This is a genomic window from Streptosporangium sp. NPDC023615 (assembly GCF_040640155.1).
GTDB lineage: Bacteria > Actinomycetota > Actinomycetes > Streptosporangiales > Streptosporangiaceae > Streptosporangium.
Genome location: NZ_JBFABE010000016.1, coordinates 59,455 through 81,445, shown reverse-complemented (window position 1 = coordinate 81,445; position 21,991 = coordinate 59,455). Strand labels below are relative to the sequence as shown.

Below are 21,991 nucleotides of genomic sequence, written 5' to 3'. Positions count from 1 at the left end.
TCACAGCCCCTGGGTGTGGTGGCGGCCGCGCAGCATGGCCGTGATCTTCGGCGCGGCCTCCCTGAGGATCGCCGCGGCCGGGCGCTTGCCGCTCTCGATCTCCTGCAGGGCCGGGGTGAGCACGTCGGAGCCGATGACGGTCATGTCCCTGATCCGGTTGCCGAAGGCCGGCACGCCGTGGTCGCGCGCGTAGTCGACGACCGCGGTGCGGAACTCCGGCGGGTGGGAGTCGTTCTCGATCCAGGAGTCGACGGCCGCCCGGTCCTCGTAGTACCTGCGCTCCTGGGGCATCCACAGGCCGCGCGCGTACAGGTCGACGTAGCGGGGGTCGATGTGGAAGGCGAACAGCTCGACCGCCTCCTCGACGTGTTCCGTGCCGGCGAACACGGCGGAGGCCCCGGCGACCTGCGCGGTGGTGTACGGCCGCTCGTACACCGGCAGCACGCCGATGCCGTAGTCGACCTTGCTCTCGTTCATGTCGAGCAGGCTCCAGTGCCCGTCGACGACCATCGCCACCCGCTTGGTCTTCAGCAGGATGCTCGTGCCGGGCACGTCGTCGCCGGTGGCCGCGAGCTGTCCGGGACCGGGAGAGACGCGGTGCTCGTAGATCAGGTCCTGGAGGTTCTGGAAGACCTCGATCGCCTCGGGGGCGTCGAGCAGGCACCTGCGGCCCGCCTCGTCGGCGAAGTCCCCGCCGTTGCTGCGCAGGAACCCGTACCAGGCGGCGGGGTAGGTCAGGCTGCAGGAGAACCCGAACCGCCTGATCCGCCGGGGGTCGAACCCGGACTCGTCGGGGTGTCTCCCGTTCTGGTCCACGGTCAGCCTGTGGGCGTTCTCGACCAGCCGGTCCCAGGTCCAGGCGCTCGCCGCCAGGGCCGGGGGCGTCTCGGCCCCGGCCTCCGCGATCGCCGACCTGCTGTACCAGAGCAGTTCGATCTCGTTGGCGGTCGCGACGCCGTGCAGCCTGTCCTGCCCCGACCAGAGGTAGGCGTCGGAGAGGTAGCCCGCGAGCTGCGGGTACTTCGTCAGGTAGGGGAAGAGGTTGAGCAGTTTCCCCTGCTCGCCGAGGCGGAACGACATCGCCATCGGCACGTAGCCGACGTCGGGCATCCGGTTCCCGGCGACCAGGGTGTTGAGCTTCACGTGGTACTCGTCGGGGGTGAACAGCGCGGAGACCCTCACCCCGGGCTTCTTCTTCTCGAACTCGCGGAGCATCGCGGCGACGGCCTTCTGCTCGAACGCCGAGCCCCAGTACATGAACTGCAGCGACGCCTTTCCCGCCCTCTCGGCCCCGCCCCCCGCGCCGCACGCCGTGGCGGCGGCGCCGAGGGCGGCCAGGCCGCCCATCCTGAACAGGTCCCGTCTTCTCATGGGTTGAGTCCTTGCGCGAGGGGGATCCAGACCCGCATGGCGCCGCCGTCCCGGTTGTCCCACTGGTGGTAGGGGATCGCCGTGGCGGTCGTTCTCGTGCCGGTCGAAGGGGCGGTCGAAGGGGCGGTCGAAGGGAGCGCGGACGGGTCGGCGTGAGGGCCGGCCGGGGTCGTGAAGTACGGCAGGCCGGCCGGCGGCGCGGGCGGGAGGCGCACGGCGTCCGCCTCGATCAGCACGGTCCTGCCGACCCCGGGCAGGTCGGGCCGGTCCGGCCTGTCGAGGACGCGCAGCGGCGTGCCCGGCTCCAGCGCCAGGTCCTCGACGTCGGCGTCCTGGTCGGCCTGCTCGAAGCAGTAGACGAGCGGTCCCCGCTCCAGGGCCACGCACCCGCGCAGCGCGTCGATCCTGCGGTGCGGGTGGACCAGCCGGGGGGACATGTCCAGGTCGAGGGTGAAGGTGTCGCCCAGCCGCCACGCGCGCCGGATGGCGGCGTAGCCGTCGGGGCCGGGGGTCAGGTCGCCCGCCGCGCTCCACGCCGGGATCCGCAGCCGCAGCGTCCGGACGGTGCCGGGCGCCTCGCGGACGGTGAAGACGATCCGGCCGTCCCACGGGTAGTCGGTCTCGACGGCCAGGGTGATCGCGCCGGCGCGGATCAGGCCGGGCACGTACTGGTGGACCGACAGCCCGTCGTCGTCGGCCGTGGCCACGTAGTGGCCCAGCGAGGAGACCAGCCGCATGATGTTCGGCGGGCAGCAGGCGCACGCGAACCACTCCCGGCGCCTGCCCAGGTAGGTGTCCTCGACGAGGTCGGTCCTGCGCTGCAACGGGTTGACGTAGAAGAACCGGGTGCCGTCGGCGGAGGTGGAGGCGGCGAAGGCGTTGTACAGCGTGCGTTCGATCAGGTCGGTGTAGCGGCCCTGCCCGGTGGCAAGGAACAGCCGCCAGCTCCAGTGGACGCTCGCCACGGCCGCGCAGCTCTCGTTGTAGGCCCGGTCCGGCGGCAGCTCGTAGCGCTCGCCGAACGCCTCGCCGTCGTGGCGCGAGCCGTGCCCGCCGGTGACGGAGGTCTTGGTGGCCACCATGTCCTCCCACCGGCGCACCGAGGACTCCAGCAGCGACGCGTCGCCCGTCTCGACGGCGACGTCGACGACGCCGGCGTCCAGGTAGAGCTGCCGCACGGCGTGGCCGACCGGGGTGCCGGCCTCCCGTACGGGCAGGTGGTCCTGCGCGTAGAGCGGTCCGGTGCCGACCTCGGCGATCAGCCCCTTGCCGCGGTCGTCGACCAGCCGGGAGGCGAGGTCCAGGTAGGGCCGGTGGCCGGTGAGGCGGTACAGCTCGACCAGGGCCGTCTCGACCTCGGCGTGACCGTCGATGCCGCCGTGGCCGCCGACCAGGAAGACGTCCACGAGGTGGTCGGCCAGGCGGCGCGCCACGGCGAGCAGCTCCTGGCCCGTCTCCTCGCCGCAGCCGGTCCTGACCGCGGCCACCGCGGCCTGGAAGAGGTGCCCGGCGCAGTACATCTCGTGGCTGTACTCCAGCTCGGCGAAGACCCTGTCCGGCTTCACCGTCTGGTAGTGCGAGTTGAGGTAGCCGTCCGCGCGCTGCGCCCTGGCCAGCAGGGCCGCGGACCCGGCGACGAACGCCCGGTAGGACTCGGCCGGGTCGCGGCCGTGCTCCCAGGCGACCGCCTCCAGCAGCTTGTACAGGTCCGAGTCCTGGAAGCGGTAGCCCCGGTACGGCCCCTCCCCCTCCCCCGCGGCCCACCTCAGGTTGGACAGGACGCCGGAGCTCTCCATCCTCTCCCGGCCGAGCGCGATGCCGGCCTCGCGGTTGATCCGCTGCCACCGCCCGAATGGCCCCCCGCCGATCTCGACGTCGTCGACGCCGAGCGGCCGGCGCGTGCCCGCCGGGGGGACCACCGGGCCGCGGATCCGATCACGAAAGTCAGCCATCGCACTCCCGGAAAATTTAGGAATAGGTTTTCTCCAGGGACCGTAAGATGTGACACACCACCCGTCAAGACCCGCCCTGCCCGACCCTGTACGTACATGCTGCTGAAAACCTTTTCAGTAATCTTTGGCGGCTTCTAGCTGGGATGACTTCCCAGCGTCGCCGCCGCTACGAAAAGTGGGCCTTGACGAGATATCGGTTTTCGCCAACACTCGGCTCAACCAAAAGTGAACACCGCGTGACATGCGCCTCACGCCTCCCCCGGCACGTACTGCCGGCGCCCACAGCTTCGCCGCGCGGTCTCGCTCGGCCCCTGCTCGGCCCTCGTTCGGCATTCGCTCGGATCTCCGCTCAGACCCCCCAGGAGCGTTCACCCATGAGACGACGCTGGTCGGCGATCATCGCCGCGGCCCTCGGGCTCTCCCTCGTGATGACCGCCGGCGGTTCCGCCGGCGCCGCCGCGCCCATCACCACCTCCATCTACACCGCCGACCCCGCCGCGCTGGTCGTCGGGGACACCCTGTACCTCTACACCGGGCACGACGAGGCGCCGGTCGGCGGGACGAACTTCGTCATGCGCGACTGGCACGTCTACAGCTCAAGCGACGCGACCAGCTTCACCGACCGGGGCGCCAAGCTGTCGCTGTCGAACTTCTCCTGGGCCGGCGGCGACGCGTGGGCGAGCGAGGTCGAGCGCGGCGCCGACGGCAGGTACTACTGGTACGTCTCGATCAACGGCAACGGCCCCGGCTGGATGAACATCGGCGTCGCGGTCGGCGACAGCCCGACCGGCCCGTTCACCGACGCCAAGGGCGGGCCGCTGATCAGCGACTCCACCCCCAACTCCTCACCGCTCAACATCGACCCCACCGTCTTCACCGACGACGACGGCCAGGTCTACATGTACTGGGGCTCCTACTACGGGCTGCGCGCCGCCCGGCTCAACGCCGACATGACCTCGATCAACGGCCCGGTCGTCACCCCCGCCGGCGTGAGCAACTTCTGGGAGGCCCCCTGGATGTTCAAGCGCAACGGCGTCTACTACCTGGCCTACGCCGCCAACGACTCCGGCTGCTCGGCCCCCGGCTACGCCTGCGTCCGCTACGCCACCGCCTCCAGCCCCATGGGCCCGTGGACCCACCGCGGCGTCGTGCTCGACCAGGTCACCTCCACCACGAACCACCCGGCGATCATCGAGTACAAGGGCCAGTGGTACATGGTGTACCACAACACCGGGGCCCCCGGCGGCGGCGACTTCCGCAGGTCGGTCACCCTGGACAAGCTGTACTTCAACGCCGACGGCACCATGCGGAAGGTCGTCCAGACCACCGGCCCCGCCGGCCCGGCCAACCTCGCCGTCAACGCCACGCCGTCCACCTCCTACGTCTCCCCCTGGGAGACGCTCGGCGCCGTCAACGACGGCTTCACCCCGACGAGCTCGGCCGACCGCAGCCACGGCGCCTACGGCAACTGGGACCACCAGGGCACCGAGTGGATCGAGTACCGCTGGCCCACCGCCCAGAACATCAGGTCGGTCAAGACCTACTGGTTCGACGACGACCAGGGCATCGACCTGCCGGCCTCCTGCCAGGTGCAGTACTGGAACGGCAGCGCCTACGTGAACGTGCCCGGCCAGTCGTCCTGCGGGACCGCGGCCGGCACCTTCAACACGACCACGTTCAACCAGGTCAGCACCACCCGGCTGCGGATGAGCATCACCTCCAGACCCGCCCTGTCCACGGGCGTCCTGGAGTGGCAGGTCTTCTCCTAGACCGCGTCCCCGCGTCACCGCGTCCCCGCGTCCCCGCGTCCCCGCGTCACCGCGTCCCCGCGTCACCGCGTCACCGCGTCACCGCGTCACCGCGTCACCGCGTCACCGCGTCACCGGCACCGAAGAATTGAGGTCGTATGTTATGAAACGCCTGTTCGTCTCTCTCCTGCTCCTCGCCTCCGCCCTGGTCGCCGTGCCCACGCCCGCCGCGCACGCCGCCCCCACCGTCACGGTCGTCGACATGTTCGGCAGGACGATCAACGACCACGGGGTCCAGCTCGTCGACTGGCAGGGATACCTGGCCAACCCCTACGTCGAGCTCACCGTCCGCCCGCCCGAGGGCGTGACCTACCCCGTCACCGTCGACCTCAAGGCCGAGGGCACCTCGCGCCTGATGATGGACCTGCCCAGCCAGCTCACCGCCACCGGCGCCACCAAGCGGCTGACGTTCGCGAACGCGGCGGAGCAGAAGGTCTTCCGGCTGGCCGTCCACTCCAAGCGCGCCCCCGGCCAGGACGAGCTGTACACGCTCCGGCTCACCACCACCGACGCCGGCCGGCAGGTCTACAACCAGTCCATGCCGATCAGGGTGCAGCAGGACGAGAAGACCGCGCTGGAGCCCGGCATCCCCGTCACCTTCGACTACCGCCACGACAACATCACCGGGTACTTCTCGCAGCCGGCCTTCCGCACCGCCGCCGAGGAGGCGGTGAAGGACTGGTTCCGGTTCTTCGAGATGGCGCCGTTCGACACGGTCGCGGCCGGGGCGGAGAACAACCACCTGCCCGGCAACGAGTGGCAGAACATGATCAACGTGACCAACGACCGGGCCTACACCGGCATGTACGTGTTCTTCCGCGGCATTCAGAGCCCGCACTCCACCGGCTACCCCGCGCGCAACGGCAAGTACCACACCCGCCAGGGACAGCAGCTCCCCGGCCCGCTGCACCGGTCCACCGCGATCATCTTCGAGTACGACGAGGCGGGCAAGCAGCTCTTCACCTCGCTGGCGGACGAGGACTGGTACAAGACGGAGATCCAGGGCTCGGTGCTGGACGTCCACGGCCTGGTCATGCACGAGTACGGCCACGCCGTCGCCTACCACAGCGACTGGGCCGGCATGCGTGACTACGTGAACTCCGGCGGCGTGAACGACCAGGACGTCATCGCCTACCAGGGCCGCGTCGTCCCGGTGGAGACGTCCGGCTACCACATCCCCGGCACCCAGCCCTACTGGGACCGCCTCAGCGGGCAGAGCGGCGGCTGGACGCACATGTTCCCCACCCGGCGCTGGATGCTGACCAAGCTCGCCCTGCTCATCGCCGAGAACGCCGGGTGGCGGATCAACCGCGACCTCACCCCGTTCCTGCCGCCGTCGATCGTCACCACCGCCCTGCCCCGGCCCGTCGCCGGCCAGGCCTACCGGCAGACGCTGGCCGCCAAGGGCGGCGTGCCCTTCTACGACTGGAGGATCACCGGCGGGAGCCTGCCGCCGGGGCTCACCCTGAACCGTTTCACCGGCGCCATCACCGGCACCACCACCTCGACGGCCCCGGCGACCTTCACCGTGCAGCTGCGCGACTACGACCGGCTGAGCACCCCGGTCACCAGGACCTTCACCCTCGGAGCGGGCGCGGAGCAGAACCTGGCCCCGGCCGCGACCCCGTCGGCCTCCTACACCTCCTCCTGGGAGAGCGTGGCCGCGATCAACGACGGCGTCACCCCGCCCTCGTCGAACGACACCGTCAACCCGCGCTGGGGCACCTGGCCCGAGACCGGCACGCAGTGGGCCGAGCTCACCTGGCCGTCGGCGCGGACGCTGAGGTCGGCGGAGGTCTACTTCTTCGACGACGACCAGGGCGTCGACCTGCCGGCGTCGTGGAAGCTGCAGTACTGGAACGGCACCGCCTACGTCGACGTACCCGGCCCGAGCGGCTATCCCGTGAACGCCGACGCGTTCAACCGGGTCACCTTCGGCGAGGTGAGCACCACCCGGCTCCGGGTCGTGCTGAACGGTGATCCGGACGCGGTCGGGCTACTGGAGGTGAGGGCCTTCGCCTGACCGGCCGCCGGCCCGGCCCGACCGGCCGGGCCGGCGGACGCGCGCCGGGGACGGGGGACGCCGCGGGAGGGGGCTCAGGGAAGGACGCCCTCCCAACGAGCGACCAGGACCTTGTCCCCGGCCCGCACCCTCACCTCGTCCCCGGGGCCGCCCAGGGCCGCCCGCACCGCCTCCGCCTGCTCCCCCCGGTACTCCCGGACGCCGTGGTTCCCGGACGTGATCGGTGTGGGGACGCCCTCGGGCCAGGTCGCCAGGCGGCCGGTCCGGGCGTTCGGGTCCTCGTACATGGTCACCGTGACCGGCCCGGTGCGGTCGGGGGTGCCGGTGGAGCGGACCCGGGCGTTCAGCGCGCCGAGACGTTCGATCGCGGCGACGACCCCGGCGTCCTCCGCCGACGGCGACCCCTCCAGCCGGGTCTCGTGGGTTCTCCCGGAGGCGTCCACGACGGTGACGACGGCGAAGGGCTGGTCGGTGGCGCCTCCGGTGCGGTCGAGGGTGCCCTGCCGTCCGGCCAGGCCGGCGACGAGCCGGGCCCGCAGCTCACGCAGCTCGGCCCCCGGCAGCCGGACGGCGACCCGTTCCCCGTCCCGCAGCGACATGGCCCGGCCGTCGGCGGTGACGCTCATGGCGTCGCCGCCGTCGCACGTCATCCCCAGGCACCTGTGGAACCGGACCACGACGTCGGAGGCCGGGCTCCCGGGGGTCGCCGTGGTCTTCGAGGTCGCGGTGGTCGCGGGCGGCGTGGAGGGCTCGACGGTCACGGTGGTCCCGGAAGACGTGGAGGGCTCGACGGTCGCGCCGCTCACGATGTCCGTGGCGCCCCCGGAACAGCCCGCCAGCAGAAGCAGGAACGTGACGGCGGCCGGCAGTAGTCGGATCACACCCTCGGAACGGATCGGGCGCCCGCGCGGTTCACGTGCTCTCCCCGGGTGGCGGGCACGTGCCGGGGCGCACGTGCCCCGGGAACGGGCACGTGCCGGGGCGCACGTGCCCCGGGTGGCGGGCACGTGCCGGGGCACCCTCGGGGCACGTGCCGGGGACGGGCGCCTTCCGGGTCAGGCCGGGGCCGACTCGGCGGCCTCCGCGGTCTCCCTGGCCCAGCGGTAGTCGGCCTTGCCCGCCGGGGAGCGGACCATCTCCTCGACGAAGGCGAACGTCCGGGGCACCTTGTAGCCGGAGATCTTCTCCCGGCAGTGGGCCTGGAGCTCCTCGGCCGTCGGGGCCGTGCCCGGACGCGGTTCGATCACCGCCGCCACCCGGTTGCCCCACCGCTCGTCCGGGATGCCGGTCACCACGGCGTCGAAGACCTCCGGGTGACCCTTGAGGACCGCCTCGACCTCCTCGGGGAAGACCTTCTCCGCACCGGTGTTGATACAGGCCGCCCCCCTGCCGAAGATCGCGATGGTGCCGTCCTTCTCGACCTTGGCCAGGTCGCCGGTGAGCAGCCAGCGCACGCCGTGCCGGTCGGTCACGAAGGTACGGGCCGTCTTGGCCTCGTCCCCGTAGTAGCCGGACGCGATGCGGCCGGTCCTGGCGACGACGCCCATCTCGTCCGAGCCAGGCACGACCGGCTCCAGCGACCCGTCGAGCACGGCCAGGCCCGCGTTGGGGTTCGCCTGGTAGCGCAGCCCCGACTCCGGGGAGGAGCCCGGGACCGCCGAGGCGGTGTATCCGGACTCGGTGGAGCCGAAGCTGTCGACGATCATCCGCCCTGGGAGGAGTTCCTCCAGGCGGGCGCGCACCGAGCCGGTGAGGATCGCGCCGGTGGAGCTGAGCACGAACAGCGACGACAGGTCGTAGGCGCCGGTCGCGATCTCGTCGGCCAGCGGCCGGGCCATGGCGTCGCCGGTCATGTTGACCGTCAGGACCTTCTCCCGCTCGATCGTCCGCAGCACCTCGGCCGCGTCGAACTTGCGCACGTACACCATGGTGCCGCCCATCCACCAGGTGATGAACGTGGCCATCTGGGCGGCGCCGTGCATCAGGGGGGCGGCCGCCATCATCGTCATCGGGCCGGCGGCGACGGCCGCGTCGATCACCTCCCGCGGCGTGGCGCGCGGCTCGCCGTAGGGGTTGCCGCCGCCGAAGGCGAAGAACAGGTCCTCGCTCCGCCACATCACGCCCTTGGGCATGCCGGTGGTCCCGCCGGTGTAGATGATGTAGATGTCGTCACCGGACCGCGCCGGGAACCCGCGCGTCCCCGGCTGATCCGCCAGCGCCTCCTCGTAGCGCACGGCGCCCTCGATCGTCGCGGGCCCGCCCACCGCGATCAGGTGTTCCAGGAGGGGTGTCTCCGGGACCACGGCCGCCACCCGGTCTGCGAACTCCACGTCGTACACCAGCGCCACGATGTCGGAGTCGCGGTAGAGGTAGAGCAGCTCGGCCTGGACGTAACGGTAGTTGACGTTGACCGGCACGGCCCGGAGCTTGAGCGCCGCCAGCACCGCCGTGACGTACTCGACGCCGTTGTAGAGGTGTACGCCCACGTGCTGCCCGGCGCGCACGCCGCGGCCCCGCAGGAAGTGCGCGAGCCGGTTGGCGTGCGCGTCCAGCTCGGCGTAGGTCAGGCGGCTGTCGCCGCAGACGACGGCCACGCGATCCCCGATCGCGTCGGCGAGTCCTTCGAACATGTCCGCGTGGTTGAACTCCATCGCGCCCCTCCTGGGGGATCAGGGTTTTTCGCTGCCGACCATCCACATCGCGAAGAACTGCGCGCCGCCCCCGTAGGCGTGCCCGAGGGCCCGCCGGGCGCCGTCCACCTGGTGCTCCCCGGCCATCCCGCGGACCTGCAGCGCGGCCTCGGCGAACCGGATCAGCCCCGAGGCGCCGATCGGGTTGCTCGACAGCACGCCGCCCGAGGGGTTCCACGGGATGTCGCCGTCCAGGGCGGTGGCCCCGGACTCGGTGAGCTTCCAGCCCTCCCCCTCGGCGGCGAAGCCGAGGTTCTCCAGCCACATCGGCTCGTACCAGGAGAAGGGCACGTACACCTCGGCGACGTCGATCTCCCGGCGCGGGTCGGTGATCCCGGCCTGCCGGTACACGTCGGCCGCGCAGTCCTTGCCGCCCCGCGGGTTCACGGTGTCGCGGCCCGCGCGGAAGATCGGCTCGGAGCGCATCGCGGTGCCCAGCACCCAGGCGGGGGTGCTGCCGGTGAGCTTGTCCGCCGCCGACAGCACCATCGCGCAGGCGCCGTCGGAGGACGGGCAGGTGTCGAGGTAGCGGATCGGCTCCCAGAGCATCGGGGTCGACTCGACCATCCTCAGGTCGATCCCGGGGATCTTGAGATGCGCGTACGGGTTCCTCAGCGCGTTGAGCCGGTCCTTGACGGCCACCAGGTGGCCGACGTGCTCGGGGGCGCCGGAGCGGCGGATGTACTCGCGGATGTGCGGGGCGAAGTAGCCGCCCGCGCCGACGACCAGCGAGGCGCTGAACGGCAGGTGGGTGGACAGGGCCCAGGTGGCGTTGGACTCCGACTGCTTCTCGAACGCCACCACCAGCACCCGGTCGTGCACGCCGCCCTGGATCAGCGAGGCGCCGACCAGCGCGGTGGAGCCGCCGACCGAGCCCGCGGTGTGCACCCGCATCATCGGCTTGCCCGCCGCGCCCAGCGCGTCGGCCAGGTACGCCTCGGGCATCATCACACCCTCGAACAGGTCGGGCGCCTTGCCGATGACGACCGCGTCGATGTCCTTCCAGGTCAGGCCCGCGTCCTCCAGCGCGCGCTGGGCGGCCTCGCGGACCAGCCCGGCGATGGAGACGTCGTGCCGCTTGGTCGTGTAGCGGGTCTGGCCGACGCCGATGACGGCGCAGGGGTCACCACTGCTCATGCTCGCCCACCGTTCCTCGCTCGCTTCCCCGCCCGCCCGGACCGCCCGAGCCGCCCGGACCGCCCGAGCCGTCCGAGCCGCCCGGACCGCCCGGACCCTCCAGGCCGCGCCCGCCCCGCTCCACCGGATCCATCGGTCAGGCCTCCATCACGGCGACGAGGTTCTGCTGCAGGCAGGGGCCGGCGGTGGCGTGCCCGACGACGCGGCCGGCGCTGCCGTCCAGGATGCGCCCGGCCGCCTCGCCGAGCCTGATCAGGCCGGTGGCCATGACCGGGTTGGCGGCCAGCGGGCCGCCGCTCGGGTTGATCCGGGTGCCCTCGGGCAGCTCCAGCGCCCGGCGCAGCACGACCTCCTCGTGGCTGAACTGCGCGTGCAGCTCGGCCACGTCGACGCCGCCCTTGCCGACCCCCGCGGCCCGCGCCGCGTCGGCCGCCGAGACCGACCGGGCCAGGTCGCGCATGCCCAGGTAGTGCGGCTCGATCCGGTGGGCGATCCCGGTGATCCAGGCCGGGCGCTCGGCGAGCTCCCTGGCCGCGTCCCCCGCGGCCAGCACCACCGCGGCGGCGCCGTCGGTGATCGGCGCGATGTCGTACGGCCGCAGCGGCGCGACCTCGGCCTCGTCCCCCTCCGGGTCCGGCAGGTCCAGGGCGCGCGGGTTGGCGCGGCCGTCGGCGCGGCTGCGCCGCACGATCTCGTCCAGCTCGGCCCGGTCGGCGCCCACCGCCGACGCCTGCAGCGCCGCGAAGGAGACCTGGTCCAGGCCGAGCGGGGCCAGGTAGTACGGGTCGAGCTGGAGCGTCATGATCTCCCGCAGGTCGCCCTGGGAGGACTTGCCGAAGCCGTAGACCAGGGCCGTGTCGACGTCGCCGTGCTGGAGCCTGACCCACGCCTCGTACAGCGCCCAGGCCGCGTCCATCTCCACGTGGCTCTCGGAGATCGGCGGCCAGGCGCCGAGCGCGTCCAGCGCGGAGACGAAGGAGAACGGCGCGCCCGCCAGGTAGTCGCACGACCCCGAGCAGGTGAAGCCGAACGTGCGAAGCCCGGTCGCGGCCCTGACCTCCTCCAGCGGCGGCAGGATCAGCTCGGACTCGCTCTGTCCCTCGTCGACGGCGCTGTGCCGGGTCTGCGCGAACGCCACGATCGCTGTCTCGCGCATCTACAGCTCCACGTCCGGCTCGCCGGTGGGGGTGAACCACCTGATGTTCGACATTGACATCGTCCGTTCCTCCTCGGGCACCCACACGGCCCGCACCCGCATGCCCTGGCGCACCTCGTGCGCCGGGACCCCGCCGACCAGCGCGATCATCGGGATGTCGGTGCCGTCCAGCCGGATGTACGCCGAGACGAACGGCACCTCGGGCGCGCGCGGGTCGGGCAGGTTGTTGATGGCGAAGGTCGTGATCGTGCCGGTGTCGGGCACGACCGTCTCCTCGGTGATCGTGACGCCGCACTCGGGACAGGAGAGCCGGTAGGGCACGTAGACCTTCCCGCAGGTGCCGCACCGGCAGCCGATGAGCACGCCCTGGGCGACCCCCTCCAGGAAGCGGGTCAGCGCCAGGCCGGGGGTGACGGTGTACTCGACGCGGACCTCGGAGACGATCCGGGTGACCTCGGGGACGAAGCTCTCGATGTCGGTGATGTGGCCGGTGCGCGCGGCCCGCCAGCGGGGGCGGACCCGCAGCCCCGGGCGCATCGCCTTGACGTCGCCCGCGTCGACCGCGTGCACCAGCGCGGTGTCGGCGCCGTCCGGCCGGATCAGCGCCCAGGCGAACGGCCGGTCCAGCGGGTGGCCCTTGCGCGGGGTGCTCACCCACGCCCAGCTCTCCACGGTGCCGGCCGGGCCGACCTCGACGTACTCGCCGGTGACCGACTCGCCGGTGTCGGGGTCGTACTCCAGCGGCGGCACCAGCGTCCGCCCGGCGGCCGTGCGGACCCCGACGAGGCGCCCGTCGCGCAGCTCGGTCAGGAAGCGCCCGATCACCGGTCCGGTCGTGCGGGTGTAGCCGCCGGGGAACTCCAGCACGTGCGTCGCCCGCGGCGCGCCGCCGTCCCCGCCCCCGCTCCCGCCACCGTCCCCGCCCCCGCTCCCGCCACCGTTCCCGCCACCGTTCCCGCCACCGTTCCCGCCGTGGTCGCCGCCGTGGTCGCCGCCGTCGCCGGGGTGCCCGGCGGTCTCGCTAGATGGCACGTTCGTGTCCCTCCCAGTACGGGTCACGCAGCTTGCGTTTGAGGAGCTTGCCGTTGGGCTCGCGGGGCATCTCCGCGATGAAGTCCACGGAGCGGGGCCACTTCATCCTCGCCAGGCGGCCCCGGAGCGACTCGACCAGCTCGGCGGCCAGCTCGGGCGAGGGGTCCACCCCGGCGGCGGGCTCGACCACGGCCTTGATCTGCTCGCCCCACTCGTCGTCGGGGACGCCGAACACGGCCACGTCCGCGACCTTGGGGTGGACCATCAGCTCGTTCTCGATCTCGGCCGGGTAGATGTTGGCCCCGCCCGAGATGATCATGTCGGCCTTGCGGTCGCAGAGGAACAGGAAGCCCTCCTCGTTGAGGTAGCCGATGTCGCCGACGGTGAAGTGGTCGCGCAGCCGGTTCGCCGCCGTCTTGGCCGGGTCGCCCTTGTACTCGAAGGCGACGCCCGCCATCTTCATGTAGACGGTGCCCGGGGTCCCGGCCGGGACGGGCTCCATGTCCTCGTCCACGATGAGCAGCTCGCTGATCGGCCAGGCCGTGCCGACCGTGCCGGGGTGGCGCTTCCACCCCTCGGGGGTGGCGATGGTGCCGCCGCCCTCGGTCGCGGCGTAGTACTCGTAGATGCAGTCGCCCCACCATTCGAGCATCGCCCACTTCACCGGGACCGGGCAGGGGGCGGCGGCGTGGATCATCCACCGGAGCGAGGACAGGTCGTACTTCGCCCGCGTCCCGGCGGGGAGCGCGAGCAGGCGCTTGAAGTGGGTGGGGACCATGTGCGAGCTGGTCACGCGGTACCTCTCGCAGAGCCGCAGCGTCTCCTCGGCGTCCCACCGGTCCATGTAGACGAGGGTGTGTCCCATGTGCAGGGCCGTCCCGCCGAACTGGGTGACCGCGGTGTGGTAGTTCGGCGAGGTGACCAGGTGGGCGTTCTCCCCGCGCGGGGTGACGCCGAACAGGGAGAGCAGGAACGTCATCAGCTCGGCGGCGTCGTCGGGGTCCAGGCCGCTGAGCGCGCGGCGCACCCCCTTGGGCCTGCCGGTGGTGCCGGAGGTGTAGTGCATGGTGGCGCCCGCGGTGCGGTCGGCCGGGGCGGTGTCCGGCCGCCCCTCGGTCAGGTCCGAGACCGGCCGCGCCCCCCGCACCCGTCCGAACGCGAAGACCCGGTCGGGGGCGATGCCGGACGCGGCGGCGCCGCGCATGCCCTCCTCGGCGTGGCGCTCGTCCACGAAGAACGCCCCGGCCTCGCTGTCGGCGACGATGTAGCCGATCTCGGGGCCGGTGAGGTGCCAGTTGACCGGGGTGTAGTACCACCCGGCCTGGAGGGCGGCCAGGTAGAGGACGAGCCCGTCGGAGCCGTTGGGCACGAGGCCGCACACGCCGTCACCGGGCCGCAGGCCGAGGTCGCGCAGGCCGTGGACGAGCCGGTTGGCACGGGCCAGGAGGTCGCCGGCGCGGTGTTCGGTGCCGTCCGGGTCCACCGCGGCCACCCAGGTGGGGTCCGCCTGGGCCAGTCTCCAGAAACCGAGCGTGCCCATCGGCCGTCCTCTCTGTCGAAAGGCCCCGTCCCACCGGAGTGAATCACGTTCTCTTTTTTGCTTCAAAGCCTGGCGGGACGGGAAAGATGGAACAAGAATTCGTTCTTGTACGCATGGGCAGACTAACCCCGCGAGTCACACCGAGCAAGCGCTTGATAAGAGTGTTCGGCCCCGCCCTCGGCTCCGAGCCTTTCACGCCTCCCGCCGCCGTGGAAGGCGTGACGGAAGCGGCGGTTCGAGGCGGCGCGAGGCCGTCCGGACAGGCGTCGCGGATCGGGCGGGCGCGGGCGGGGCGCCCTGGTGGCGCGGGTGACGTCCGACCCAGGATTGCCGAACAAGTGCTTGGTTAACAAACGGAGGCCGTCCCGTGGAACTTCTGACGATCAGCACCCCGCACTGCCGGATCGAGCGTGACGGCCACGTGGTCGTCGTCACCCTGGACCGGCCAGAGGCGAGGAACGCCCTCTCCACGGACATGCTGGTCGGCCTGGCCGACGCCTGGGCGTACGTCTCGGCCGAGCCCGGGGTCCGCGTCGCCGTGCTGACCGGCGCGGGCGGCACGTTCTGCGCGGGCGCCGACCTCAAGGCCATGGGCACGCCCTCGGAGGATCCCCGGGTCAGGGAGCGGGCCGCGGCCATCCCGGACTTCCACTGGAAGGGCCTGCTCCGCGACCCCGAGGCGCTGCCGACCAAGCCGATCGTCTGCGCGGTCGAGGGGTACGCCGTGGCCGGGGGCACCGAGCTGCTGGTCGGCACCGACCTGCGGGTGGTCGCCGAGTCGGCGACGCTCGGCCTGTTCGAGGCGCGGCGCGCCCTGTTCCCGATGGGCGGCTCGGCCGTCCGCCTCCCCCGCCAGATCCCCTACGCCTTCGCCATGGACATCCTGCTGACCGGCCGGGCCGTCACCGCCGCCGAGGCGCTGGCCATGGGCCTGGTCAACCGGGTCGTCCCCGACGGCCGGGCGCTGGCCGCCGCCCTGGAGATCGCCGCCCAGGTCGCCGAGTGCGGCCCGCTCGCCGTCCAGGCCATCCTGCGCACCTACCGCGAGACCCTGGGCATGGCCGAGGCGGAGGCCCTGAAGGTCTCCGACGGCCTGGGCTGGCCGGTGATCGCCTCGCAGGACGCCAAGGAGGGCTCGCGCGCCTTCCGCGAGAAGCGCCCGGCCGTCTACCGGGGCGAGTGATCCCCGGCCGCCGGTGACCCGGCCCGGCCGGCCCGGCGGGCGGGGCCGGGCCGGCGCGGTCGCGTCAGTCCTCCACGAGCTGGGGGACGGCGGGCTGCCGGCCGCACGGGGTGGTCCTGATCTCCTCCGGCCAGGCGAGGGTGACGCCCAGGGTCTCGGTGAGCGTCCGCCGGAAGTCGGCGAGCCGGGCCGGGTCGGAGCGGATCTTGCGCGGCGGCAGGTCGGTGTCGAGGGCCTGGGCCACCAGCGCGCCCACGGCCTCGCCGATGCTCCACTCGACCGGGTGGAGCCGGTAGCAGCCGTTGGTGACGTGGGTGGTGCCGATGTTCTTGTTCGCGGGCAGCAGGTTGTCGACCCGCTGCGGCAGCAGCGCGCCGAGCGGGATCTGGAAGGGGTAGCAGTCCACGTCGACGTAGGTGCGGCCCGACGTGCTCGGGTGCAGGTCGATCCGGTAGGAGCCGAGCCCGACCGCGTCGGCGAACACCTCGGACCCGGCGAGGGGCCCGCCGGGCGACCCGCCGGAACCGGCGCGCGCCTGGACCCCGACGTGCTGCTCCAGCACGGTGAACTCGGCCCTGATCCGCCGCGACTCGCGGACGTACACCGCCTTGGCCAGGCCGTCCTCGGTGCCGACGAGGTCGGGGCGCGGACGCAGGCCCGGGTATCCGGCCTCGGTCTGCATCCAGTACAGGAACGACAGCGACAGGTCGCGGGCACCGGCCAGCGCGGCCTCCCGGTCGGCGCCCGGGCCGATCAGCGGCCGGTCCCAGTAGTCGATCTGCGGCCAGTTCACCAGGGTGACGTCGTGGGAGATGACGCCGGGCTCGTACTGCTCGGCGGCCACGATCCGGCGGAAGTGCCACAGGTCGTGCTTCCCGGGGACGTGCCCGTTGTCGTGGAACAGGCCGCGCGAGCGCACCGACAGGTCGATCGGTTCGACGTCGGTCCAGGAGAGCTGGGGTCCGGGCCAGAACGGCGGCCGGTGGGTGCTCCAGTGGGCGTACCCCGCCGGGCGGTCGATCGTGTGGTCCTCGCCCGGCCGGTACTCCAGCGGGAAGCACCAGCTCACGGCCTGCTGGTCGAGGGGGTCGGCCACGGGCGCGGCGTGCGGCTCCCCGGTGTCGTCGACACCCTCGGCGCCCACCACGTGCTCGACCCCGGCCAGCGGGAGCAGGTCGCCCAGATCGGTGGCGTCCACGACGTAGTCGGCCGTCACGACCAGCTCGGTCCCGTCGGGCCGGGCGAAGGTGACCGCGTCGACCCGGTCGCCCGTCACCTCGGCCGCCACGGGCGCGTGCCGCAGCAGCACGGTGACCAGCCCCGCGGTCCGGTACGGCGCGAGCATCTCCTCGATGACGGCCAGCGCCGCCCGCGGCTCGTGGCACAGCCCGCTGACCACGCCGAGCCCCGGGTTGAGCAGGCGCTGCGCGGCCACCGAGGGGCGCAGCGGGTAGTTGCGGCGGTAGTGGCCGCGGATGCCCTCGCGCAGCCTGCGGTAGCTCGGCGAGGCGTAGCGCGACTCGATCCACGGGTTCTCGTCCGGCGGGACCGCCTGGCTGGTGAGCTGGCCGCCCAGCCAGTCGGTCTCCTCGGTGAGCACCACCCGCCGGCCGAGTCGCGCGGCGGTCAGCGCCGCGGCGACACCGCCGAGGCCTCCGCCGACCACCAGCACCGGCGCGTGCGTCTCCTGCATGATCATCCCTTCACGCCGCCCTCGGACAGACCGGCGACGAAACTGCGTTGGTTGAAGACGAAGACGGCCAGGACCGGCAGCAGCACCAGCACCGAGCCGGCCATGGCGGGCCCGTAGGCGACGTTCCCGCCGGTCAGGAACTGGCTCAGGGCGAGCTGGACGGTCTGCGTCCCCGGCGAGCTCGTGATGACGAGCGGCCAGAGGAAGTCGTCCCAGACGGCGGTGAAGGCGAACACCGCGACGGTCGCGACCAGCGGCCTCGCCAGCGGCAGGTAGATCCTCCAGAAGAGCCTGAACTCGCTCGCGCCGTCGACGCGGGCGGCCTCCCCCAGCTCGTCGGGGAGCCCCATGAAGTACTGCCGGGCCAGGAAGACGTTGAGGGGCCCGATCAGGTGCGGCAGGGTCAGCCCCGCCAGCGAGTCGAGCAGCCCGGAGCCGCCCCGCCCGAGGACGTCGTTCCCGCCCGTCAGCGGGATGCCCTTGGCGATCAGGAACAGCGGGATGACGGTCACCGCCACCGGGACCATCGTGGTCGCGACGATCGTCATGAAGATCGCGTTGCTTCCCCGGTAGGGCAGCTTGGCGAAGGCGTACCCGGCCAGCAGCGTGAACACGCAGTTGGCGACGACGACCAGCAGGGCGACGACCAGCGAGTTCGTCATCGCGGTGGCGAGGTTGCCCGCGTCCAGGGCGACGGAGAAGTTGTCGAGCACCGGGTCGTCCGGCAGCAGCCTCGGCTCGGCCGAGAACACCTCCGACTCGGGCTTGAAGGCGATCGAGACCATCCACCAGAACGGGACGAGCACCAGCAGCGTGGCGATGACCAGCGCGACCACGGACCCCGGCCTGCGCATCACTTCCTCCCGTTCCCGCGCATCGCGACGAGCGCGAAGGCGAAGATCGCCGCGAACAGCACGAAGGCCATGGCACTGGCGGAGCCGAACCGGTTGTTCTGGAACGCCTCCTGGTAGATCAGGTAGTTGGTGGTCGTCGTCGAGCCCAGCGGCCCGCCGCCGGTGAGGATGAAGATCTCGGCGAACGACTGCGACAGGTAGACGATGTTGATCGTGACCACGTAGACCATGACCGGCCGCAGGCCCGGCAGCGTCACGTGCCGGAACCGCGCCCAGGCACCCGCGCCGTCCATCTTGGCGGCCTCGTACAGGACGCCCGGGATCGCCTGGAGCCCGGCGAGGAACAGCACCATGTTGCCGCCGAGGGCCTTCCACACCCGCATGACCGCGACCGAGTGCAGGGCGCTGTCCTCGTCGAGGAGCCAGTCGCGGGGAGCGAGGCCGAGGGAGGCGGCGAGGTCGTTGAACCACCCGTCCGGGGAGTACATCCACAGCCACACCAGGCTGACCGCCGTCAGCGGGACGATGCGGGGCAGGAACAGCCCGGCCCGCAGCAGCCCGATGCCGGGGATCCTCCGGTTGGCCAGCAGCGCCAGGCCGAGCGCGATGCCGACCGCGAACGGCAGCACCTCCGCGACGAACTGCACGGTCACCCGCAGGGACTTCAGGAAGTCCGCCGAGCCGAGCAGTGCCGTGTAGTTGCCGACGCCGACCGGCCGGGGCGCCCCGCGGTCGAGCGGGCTGTAGCTGGTGAAACTCAGGTAGAACCCGTACAGCACCGGGAAGAGCTGGAAGACGGCCAGGTAGACCAGGACCGGGGCGGTGAAGACGAGACCGACGAGCCTGCGGCGGCCGGTCGGGCCCCTTCCCGAGGTCCCGCGGGTCCCCCGGGTCCCCCGGAGGCCCCGGAGGCCGGTCCGCGACCGTGCCGCGGACCGGTCCCCGCCACGCTCGGCCAGGAGGGCCATCACTGGGCCGCGAGGAGCGGCCCGGCCTCGGCCGCCGCGTCGTCCAGGGCCTTCTTCGCGGTCGCCTTCCCGGCCAGCGCCTCCTCCAGGTGCTTGTCGAGCACGTCGCGGACCTGCACCCAGGCCGGGACGTTCGGGCTGCCCTGGTAGGCGGGGGCGGCGTCGATGAACGGCTTCAGCAGCGGCTGCCCGGTGACGTAGGCGCCCTGGGCGGCCGAGGCGCGCACCGGCAGCCCGCCGACGGCCTCGGCGTAGCGCTCGTTCACGCCCTTGGAGACCATGAACGCGGCGAACTTCCAGGCCAGGTCCTTCCTCGCCGAGTCGGCGTTGACGAACAGGCCGGTGGTCGCCCCGCCGAAGGTCTTGGCGTCGGCGGACCTCAGCGGGGGCAGCACCCCGATCTTCGAGGCGAGGTCGGGCACCGCCTTGACCATCTGGAGCACCTGCCCGGCGGTCGCGGAGACCATCGCCGCCTTGCCGGTGGCGAGCGGGTTCTGCCCGGCGGGCTGGTTGGCGAAGTCGCGGCCGAGCTGGTCGCTCACCTTGGCGTCGCCGCCGTAGAGGCCGGCGAAGTACTCCAGCGCCTTCACGCCCTCGGGCGAGTTCCAGGTGACCTGCCGGCCGTCCTGCGACAGCAGCGTGCCACCCTCGGAGCCGATCAGCGCCTGGAAGCTCTGCACGCGCTGGATCTTGGCGGACTGGAGCATCAGCCCGGCCCGCTGGATCGTTCCACCGTCGCGGACGGCCAGCTTCCCGGCCGCCTCGGCGGCCTCCGCCCAGGTGGCCGGCTCGGTGACGCCCGCCTCCGACAGCAGGTCCTTGCGGTAGGCGACGAGGACGCCGTTGCCGCCCAGCGGGATCAGGTACTGCGTGCCGTCCACCTGGCCGCCGGCCAGGTAGGGCTCCAGGTCGGCCCTGTCCTCGGCGGGCAGGGCGGCGACCCGGTCGTCGAGCGGCTCGATCCGCTTGGCGGCGGCGAAACCGGCGGCGGCGGCCGGGCCGTGGCCGAACACGTCGGGGGCGCTGTTGCCGGCGAAGCCGGCGTTGAGCTTGGGCGAGATCTGGGCCCAGTCCACGAAGGTCACCTGGACCTTCGCCCCGTTGGCGGCCTCGAACTCCGGCACCAGCTTCTTGGTGACGAGCTCGATCTCCGGGGCGGAGTTGCCGGGGAACCAGACGGTCAGCGCGGCGTTCGCGTCCCCGCCGCCCGTCGTGCCGCCGGCGCCGCCACCGCCCGTCCCGCAGGCCGTCACGGCGAGAAGGACGCCCGCCGCGGTCGCGGCGGTGAGGAATCCGCGCCTGTCGGCGGTCGTCCACCGGTTTGTGATCATGAGCTGCTCCTGTTTCGGAGGGTGATTCGAAGGGGGAAGGTCGGCTCCCGGCGCTGGACCGCCGGGAGCCGGGGGCGTTCGGTCGTGGCCGGGGCCGGGCGAACGATCGGGTGGTCGCCCGGAGCCCGGGGATCCGGGGATCCCGGGGGTCGGGGGGTCGGGGGGTCGGGGGGTCGGGGGTCCGGTCGTGGTCAGGATCGGGGAGGGCCGATCATGTGGTCCTCGGGCAGGCCGCAGGGCAGCAGGTGGCGGTGGTCGCCGGGGTCCTCGGAGCCGGCCAGGATGCGGGTGAGCGTCTTCACCGCGCTCCGGCCCATCTCGTTGCGGGGGATCCGCAGGCTGCTCCAGCCGCTCTCGGTCATCGTCACCAGGACGACCACCGACATGTCCGCCGGAGCGGCCATGCCGCGCTCGCCCAGCGCGGCGACGAGCTGCCTGGCCAGCGGCTCGTTCTCGGCCAGGACGGCGGTGACGCCGCCGGCGTGCGCGGCGTCGACCCAGGCCGGGTCGAGCTGCGAGGTGACGTACATCAGCTCGGGCAGTCCCGCCTCGGCGCAGCCGGCCCGGTAGCCGGCCTCCTTGTCGAGGAAGACCTCCATCCGGTCCGGTCCGGTGACGTAGGCGACGCGCCGGTGGCCCAGCGCGGCGAGCCTGGCGACGACCTCCCTGACGGCGCTGGCGTAGTCGGCGCCGACCCAGGCGATCTCGGTGCCGGGCACGGTCCTGCGCCCTATGTGGACGAAGGGGTATCCCTCGGCGGCGAGCCGGGCCAGTTCGGTGGAGCCGGGCTCGACGCCGAGCAGCACGCTGCCGTCCGCGAGCGCGAGCCGGTTCATCCCGTCGCTGTAGATCCGGCGGCGGCCGTCGAGGTCCTCGGTGGAGGCGAAGAGCACCAGGTCGTAGCCGTCGGCGACGGCCTGCTGCTCGATGCCGACCAGGAACTCGTGGTAGAAGTCGAGCTGGTCGACCGGGAAGATCGATTCGAAGGTGTGGACGCCGAGCAGCCGGTTGCGCTTCCCGCGCAGGCTGCGGGCCGCCGGATTGGCGGCGTAGCCGAGCTGGCGCACCGCCTCCAGCACGCGCTGGGCGGTCTGCTCCGGGATCCCGGTCTCCGGGCCCCGGCCGTTGACGACCGCGGAGACCGTGGCCTGGGAGACGCCCGCGAGCTTGGCAACGTCGGCCTGGCGGGCCCGGCGCCGCTGTACGTCCATCACTCTCCTAATTCGTATCAGCTAAGCGGAAACAGCCAATGG

General features: G+C 72.4%; 16 protein-coding genes. 3 read left to right on the top strand and 13 right to left on the bottom strand.

What is annotated here, in order from left to right:
- Both AB0G16_RS15050 and AB0G16_RS15045 read right to left on the bottom strand, forming a co-directional pair.
- Positions 1-1,371, bottom strand: a complete 1,371-nt coding sequence (locus AB0G16_RS15050) for a sugar ABC transporter substrate-binding protein (protein ID WP_362804442.1) — start codon at positions 1,369-1,371, stop codon at positions 1-3.
- Complete coding sequence (locus AB0G16_RS15045; protein WP_362804439.1) at positions 1,368-3,323, bottom strand: beta-L-arabinofuranosidase domain-containing protein; 1,956 nt, start codon at positions 3,321-3,323, stop codon at positions 1,368-1,370. The genes AB0G16_RS15050 and AB0G16_RS15045 overlap by 4 nt, the downstream gene beginning before the upstream one ends.
- A gap of 374 nt (positions 3,324-3,697) precedes the next feature.
- On the opposite strand from AB0G16_RS15045, the gene AB0G16_RS15040 reads away from it, so the two are divergent.
- Both AB0G16_RS15040 and AB0G16_RS15035 read left to right on the top strand, forming a co-directional pair.
- Positions 3,698-5,092, top strand: a complete 1,395-nt coding sequence (locus tag AB0G16_RS15040) for a glycoside hydrolase family 43 protein (RefSeq protein WP_362804436.1) — start codon at positions 3,698-3,700, stop codon at positions 5,090-5,092.
- 142 nt (positions 5,093-5,234) lie between these two features.
- Positions 5,235-7,154 (top strand): Ig domain-containing protein, encoded by a 1,920-nt coding sequence (locus AB0G16_RS15035; protein ID WP_362804433.1) that lies wholly within the window; start codon positions 5,235-5,237, stop codon positions 7,152-7,154.
- Positions 7,155-7,228: 74 nt separating this feature from the next.
- Here the strand turns inward: AB0G16_RS15035 and AB0G16_RS15030 are convergent, their stop codons facing one another.
- The 6 genes from AB0G16_RS15030 to AB0G16_RS15005 form a co-directional block, all read right to left on the bottom strand.
- Positions 7,229-8,035, bottom strand: a complete 807-nt coding sequence (locus AB0G16_RS15030) for a hypothetical protein (RefSeq protein WP_362804430.1) — start codon at positions 8,033-8,035, stop codon at positions 7,229-7,231.
- A gap of 174 nt (positions 8,036-8,209) precedes the next feature.
- Entirely contained in the window at positions 8,210-9,805 is a 1,596-nt protein-coding gene (locus AB0G16_RS15025; protein ID WP_362804427.1) for an acyl-CoA synthetase, read from the bottom strand.
- A gap of 18 nt (positions 9,806-9,823) precedes the next feature.
- Complete coding sequence (locus AB0G16_RS15020; RefSeq protein WP_362804424.1) at positions 9,824-10,981, bottom strand: thiolase domain-containing protein; 1,158 nt, start codon at positions 10,979-10,981, stop codon at positions 9,824-9,826.
- A 136-nt stretch (positions 10,982-11,117) separates the two neighbouring features.
- The gene (locus AB0G16_RS15015; RefSeq protein ID WP_362804421.1) at positions 11,118-12,137 is read right to left on the bottom strand and encodes a thiolase domain-containing protein; all 1,020 of its coding nucleotides are present in this window, start codon (positions 12,135-12,137) and stop codon (positions 11,118-11,120) included.
- The gene (locus tag AB0G16_RS15010; protein WP_362804418.1) at positions 12,138-13,169 is read right to left on the bottom strand and encodes an OB-fold domain-containing protein; all 1,032 of its coding nucleotides are present in this window, start codon (positions 13,167-13,169) and stop codon (positions 12,138-12,140) included. It abuts the gene before it with no gap.
- Positions 13,159-14,709 carry an acyl-CoA synthetase gene (locus tag AB0G16_RS15005; protein ID WP_362804415.1) on the bottom strand — a complete coding sequence of 517 codons (1,551 nt, stop codon included), beginning with the start codon at positions 14,707-14,709 and terminating at the stop codon, positions 13,159-13,161. The genes AB0G16_RS15010 and AB0G16_RS15005 overlap by 11 nt, the downstream gene beginning before the upstream one ends.
- 367 nt (positions 14,710-15,076) lie before the next feature.
- On the opposite strand from AB0G16_RS15005, the gene AB0G16_RS15000 reads away from it, so the two are divergent.
- Positions 15,077-15,892 carry a crotonase/enoyl-CoA hydratase family protein gene (locus AB0G16_RS15000; RefSeq protein WP_362804412.1) on the top strand — a complete coding sequence of 272 codons (816 nt, stop codon included), beginning with the start codon at positions 15,077-15,079 and terminating at the stop codon, positions 15,890-15,892.
- A 64-nt stretch (positions 15,893-15,956) separates the two neighbouring features.
- Here AB0G16_RS15000 and AB0G16_RS14995 read toward each other — a convergent pair whose 3' ends face one another.
- The 5 genes from AB0G16_RS14995 to AB0G16_RS14975 form a co-directional block, all read right to left on the bottom strand.
- Positions 15,957-17,585 (bottom strand): FAD-dependent oxidoreductase, encoded by a 1,629-nt coding sequence (locus AB0G16_RS14995; protein WP_362804409.1) that lies wholly within the window; start codon positions 17,583-17,585, stop codon positions 15,957-15,959.
- Between the two features lie 2 nt (positions 17,586-17,587).
- Entirely contained in the window at positions 17,588-18,439 is an 852-nt protein-coding gene (locus AB0G16_RS14990; protein WP_362804406.1) for a carbohydrate ABC transporter permease, read from the bottom strand.
- Positions 18,439-19,407 (bottom strand): sugar ABC transporter permease, encoded by a 969-nt coding sequence (locus tag AB0G16_RS14985; protein WP_362804402.1) that lies wholly within the window; start codon positions 19,405-19,407, stop codon positions 18,439-18,441. Before AB0G16_RS14985 ends, AB0G16_RS14990 begins: the two co-directional genes overlap by 1 nt.
- A complete protein-coding gene (locus AB0G16_RS14980) occupies positions 19,407-20,738 on the bottom strand; it encodes an extracellular solute-binding protein (RefSeq protein WP_362804399.1) in 1,332 nt (443 codons plus the stop codon). Before AB0G16_RS14980 ends, AB0G16_RS14985 begins: the two co-directional genes overlap by 1 nt.
- Before the next feature lie 191 nt (positions 20,739-20,929).
- Positions 20,930-21,949, bottom strand: a complete 1,020-nt coding sequence (locus tag AB0G16_RS14975; RefSeq protein WP_362804396.1) for a LacI family DNA-binding transcriptional regulator — start codon at positions 21,947-21,949, stop codon at positions 20,930-20,932.
- Positions 21,950-21,991: the final 42 nt, after the last annotated feature.

Coding starts and splice junctions, on each gene's coding strand:
- AB0G16_RS15050 (WP_362804442.1), bottom strand. CDS start 1,371: ATGAGAAGACGGGACCTGTTCAGGATGGGCGGCCTGGCCGCCCTCGGC.
- AB0G16_RS14980 (WP_362804399.1), bottom strand. CDS start 20,738: ATGATCACAAACCGGTGGACGACCGCCGACAGGCGCGGATTCCTCACC.
- AB0G16_RS15040 (WP_362804436.1), top strand. CDS start 3,698: ATGAGACGACGCTGGTCGGCGATCATCGCCGCGGCCCTCGGGCTCTCC.
- AB0G16_RS15005 (WP_362804415.1), bottom strand. CDS start 14,709: ATGGGCACGCTCGGTTTCTGGAGACTGGCCCAGGCGGACCCCACCTGG.
- AB0G16_RS15045 (WP_362804439.1), bottom strand. CDS start 3,323: ATGGCTGACTTTCGTGATCGGATCCGCGGCCCGGTGGTCCCCCCGGCG.
- AB0G16_RS15035 (WP_362804433.1), top strand. CDS start 5,235: ATGAAACGCCTGTTCGTCTCTCTCCTGCTCCTCGCCTCCGCCCTGGTC.
- AB0G16_RS14985 (WP_362804402.1), bottom strand. CDS start 19,407: ATGGCCCTCCTGGCCGAGCGTGGCGGGGACCGGTCCGCGGCACGGTCG.
- AB0G16_RS14990 (WP_362804406.1), bottom strand. CDS start 18,439: ATGCGCAGGCCGGGGTCCGTGGTCGCGCTGGTCATCGCCACGCTGCTG.
- AB0G16_RS15015 (WP_362804421.1), bottom strand. CDS start 12,137: ATGCGCGAGACAGCGATCGTGGCGTTCGCGCAGACCCGGCACAGCGCC.
- AB0G16_RS15025 (WP_362804427.1), bottom strand. CDS start 9,805: ATGGAGTTCAACCACGCGGACATGTTCGAAGGACTCGCCGACGCGATC.
- AB0G16_RS14995 (WP_362804409.1), bottom strand. CDS start 17,585: ATGCAGGAGACGCACGCGCCGGTGCTGGTGGTCGGCGGAGGCCTCGGC.
- AB0G16_RS15020 (WP_362804424.1), bottom strand. CDS start 10,981: ATGAGCAGTGGTGACCCCTGCGCCGTCATCGGCGTCGGCCAGACCCGC.
- AB0G16_RS14975 (WP_362804396.1), bottom strand. CDS start 21,949: ATGGACGTACAGCGGCGCCGGGCCCGCCAGGCCGACGTTGCCAAGCTC.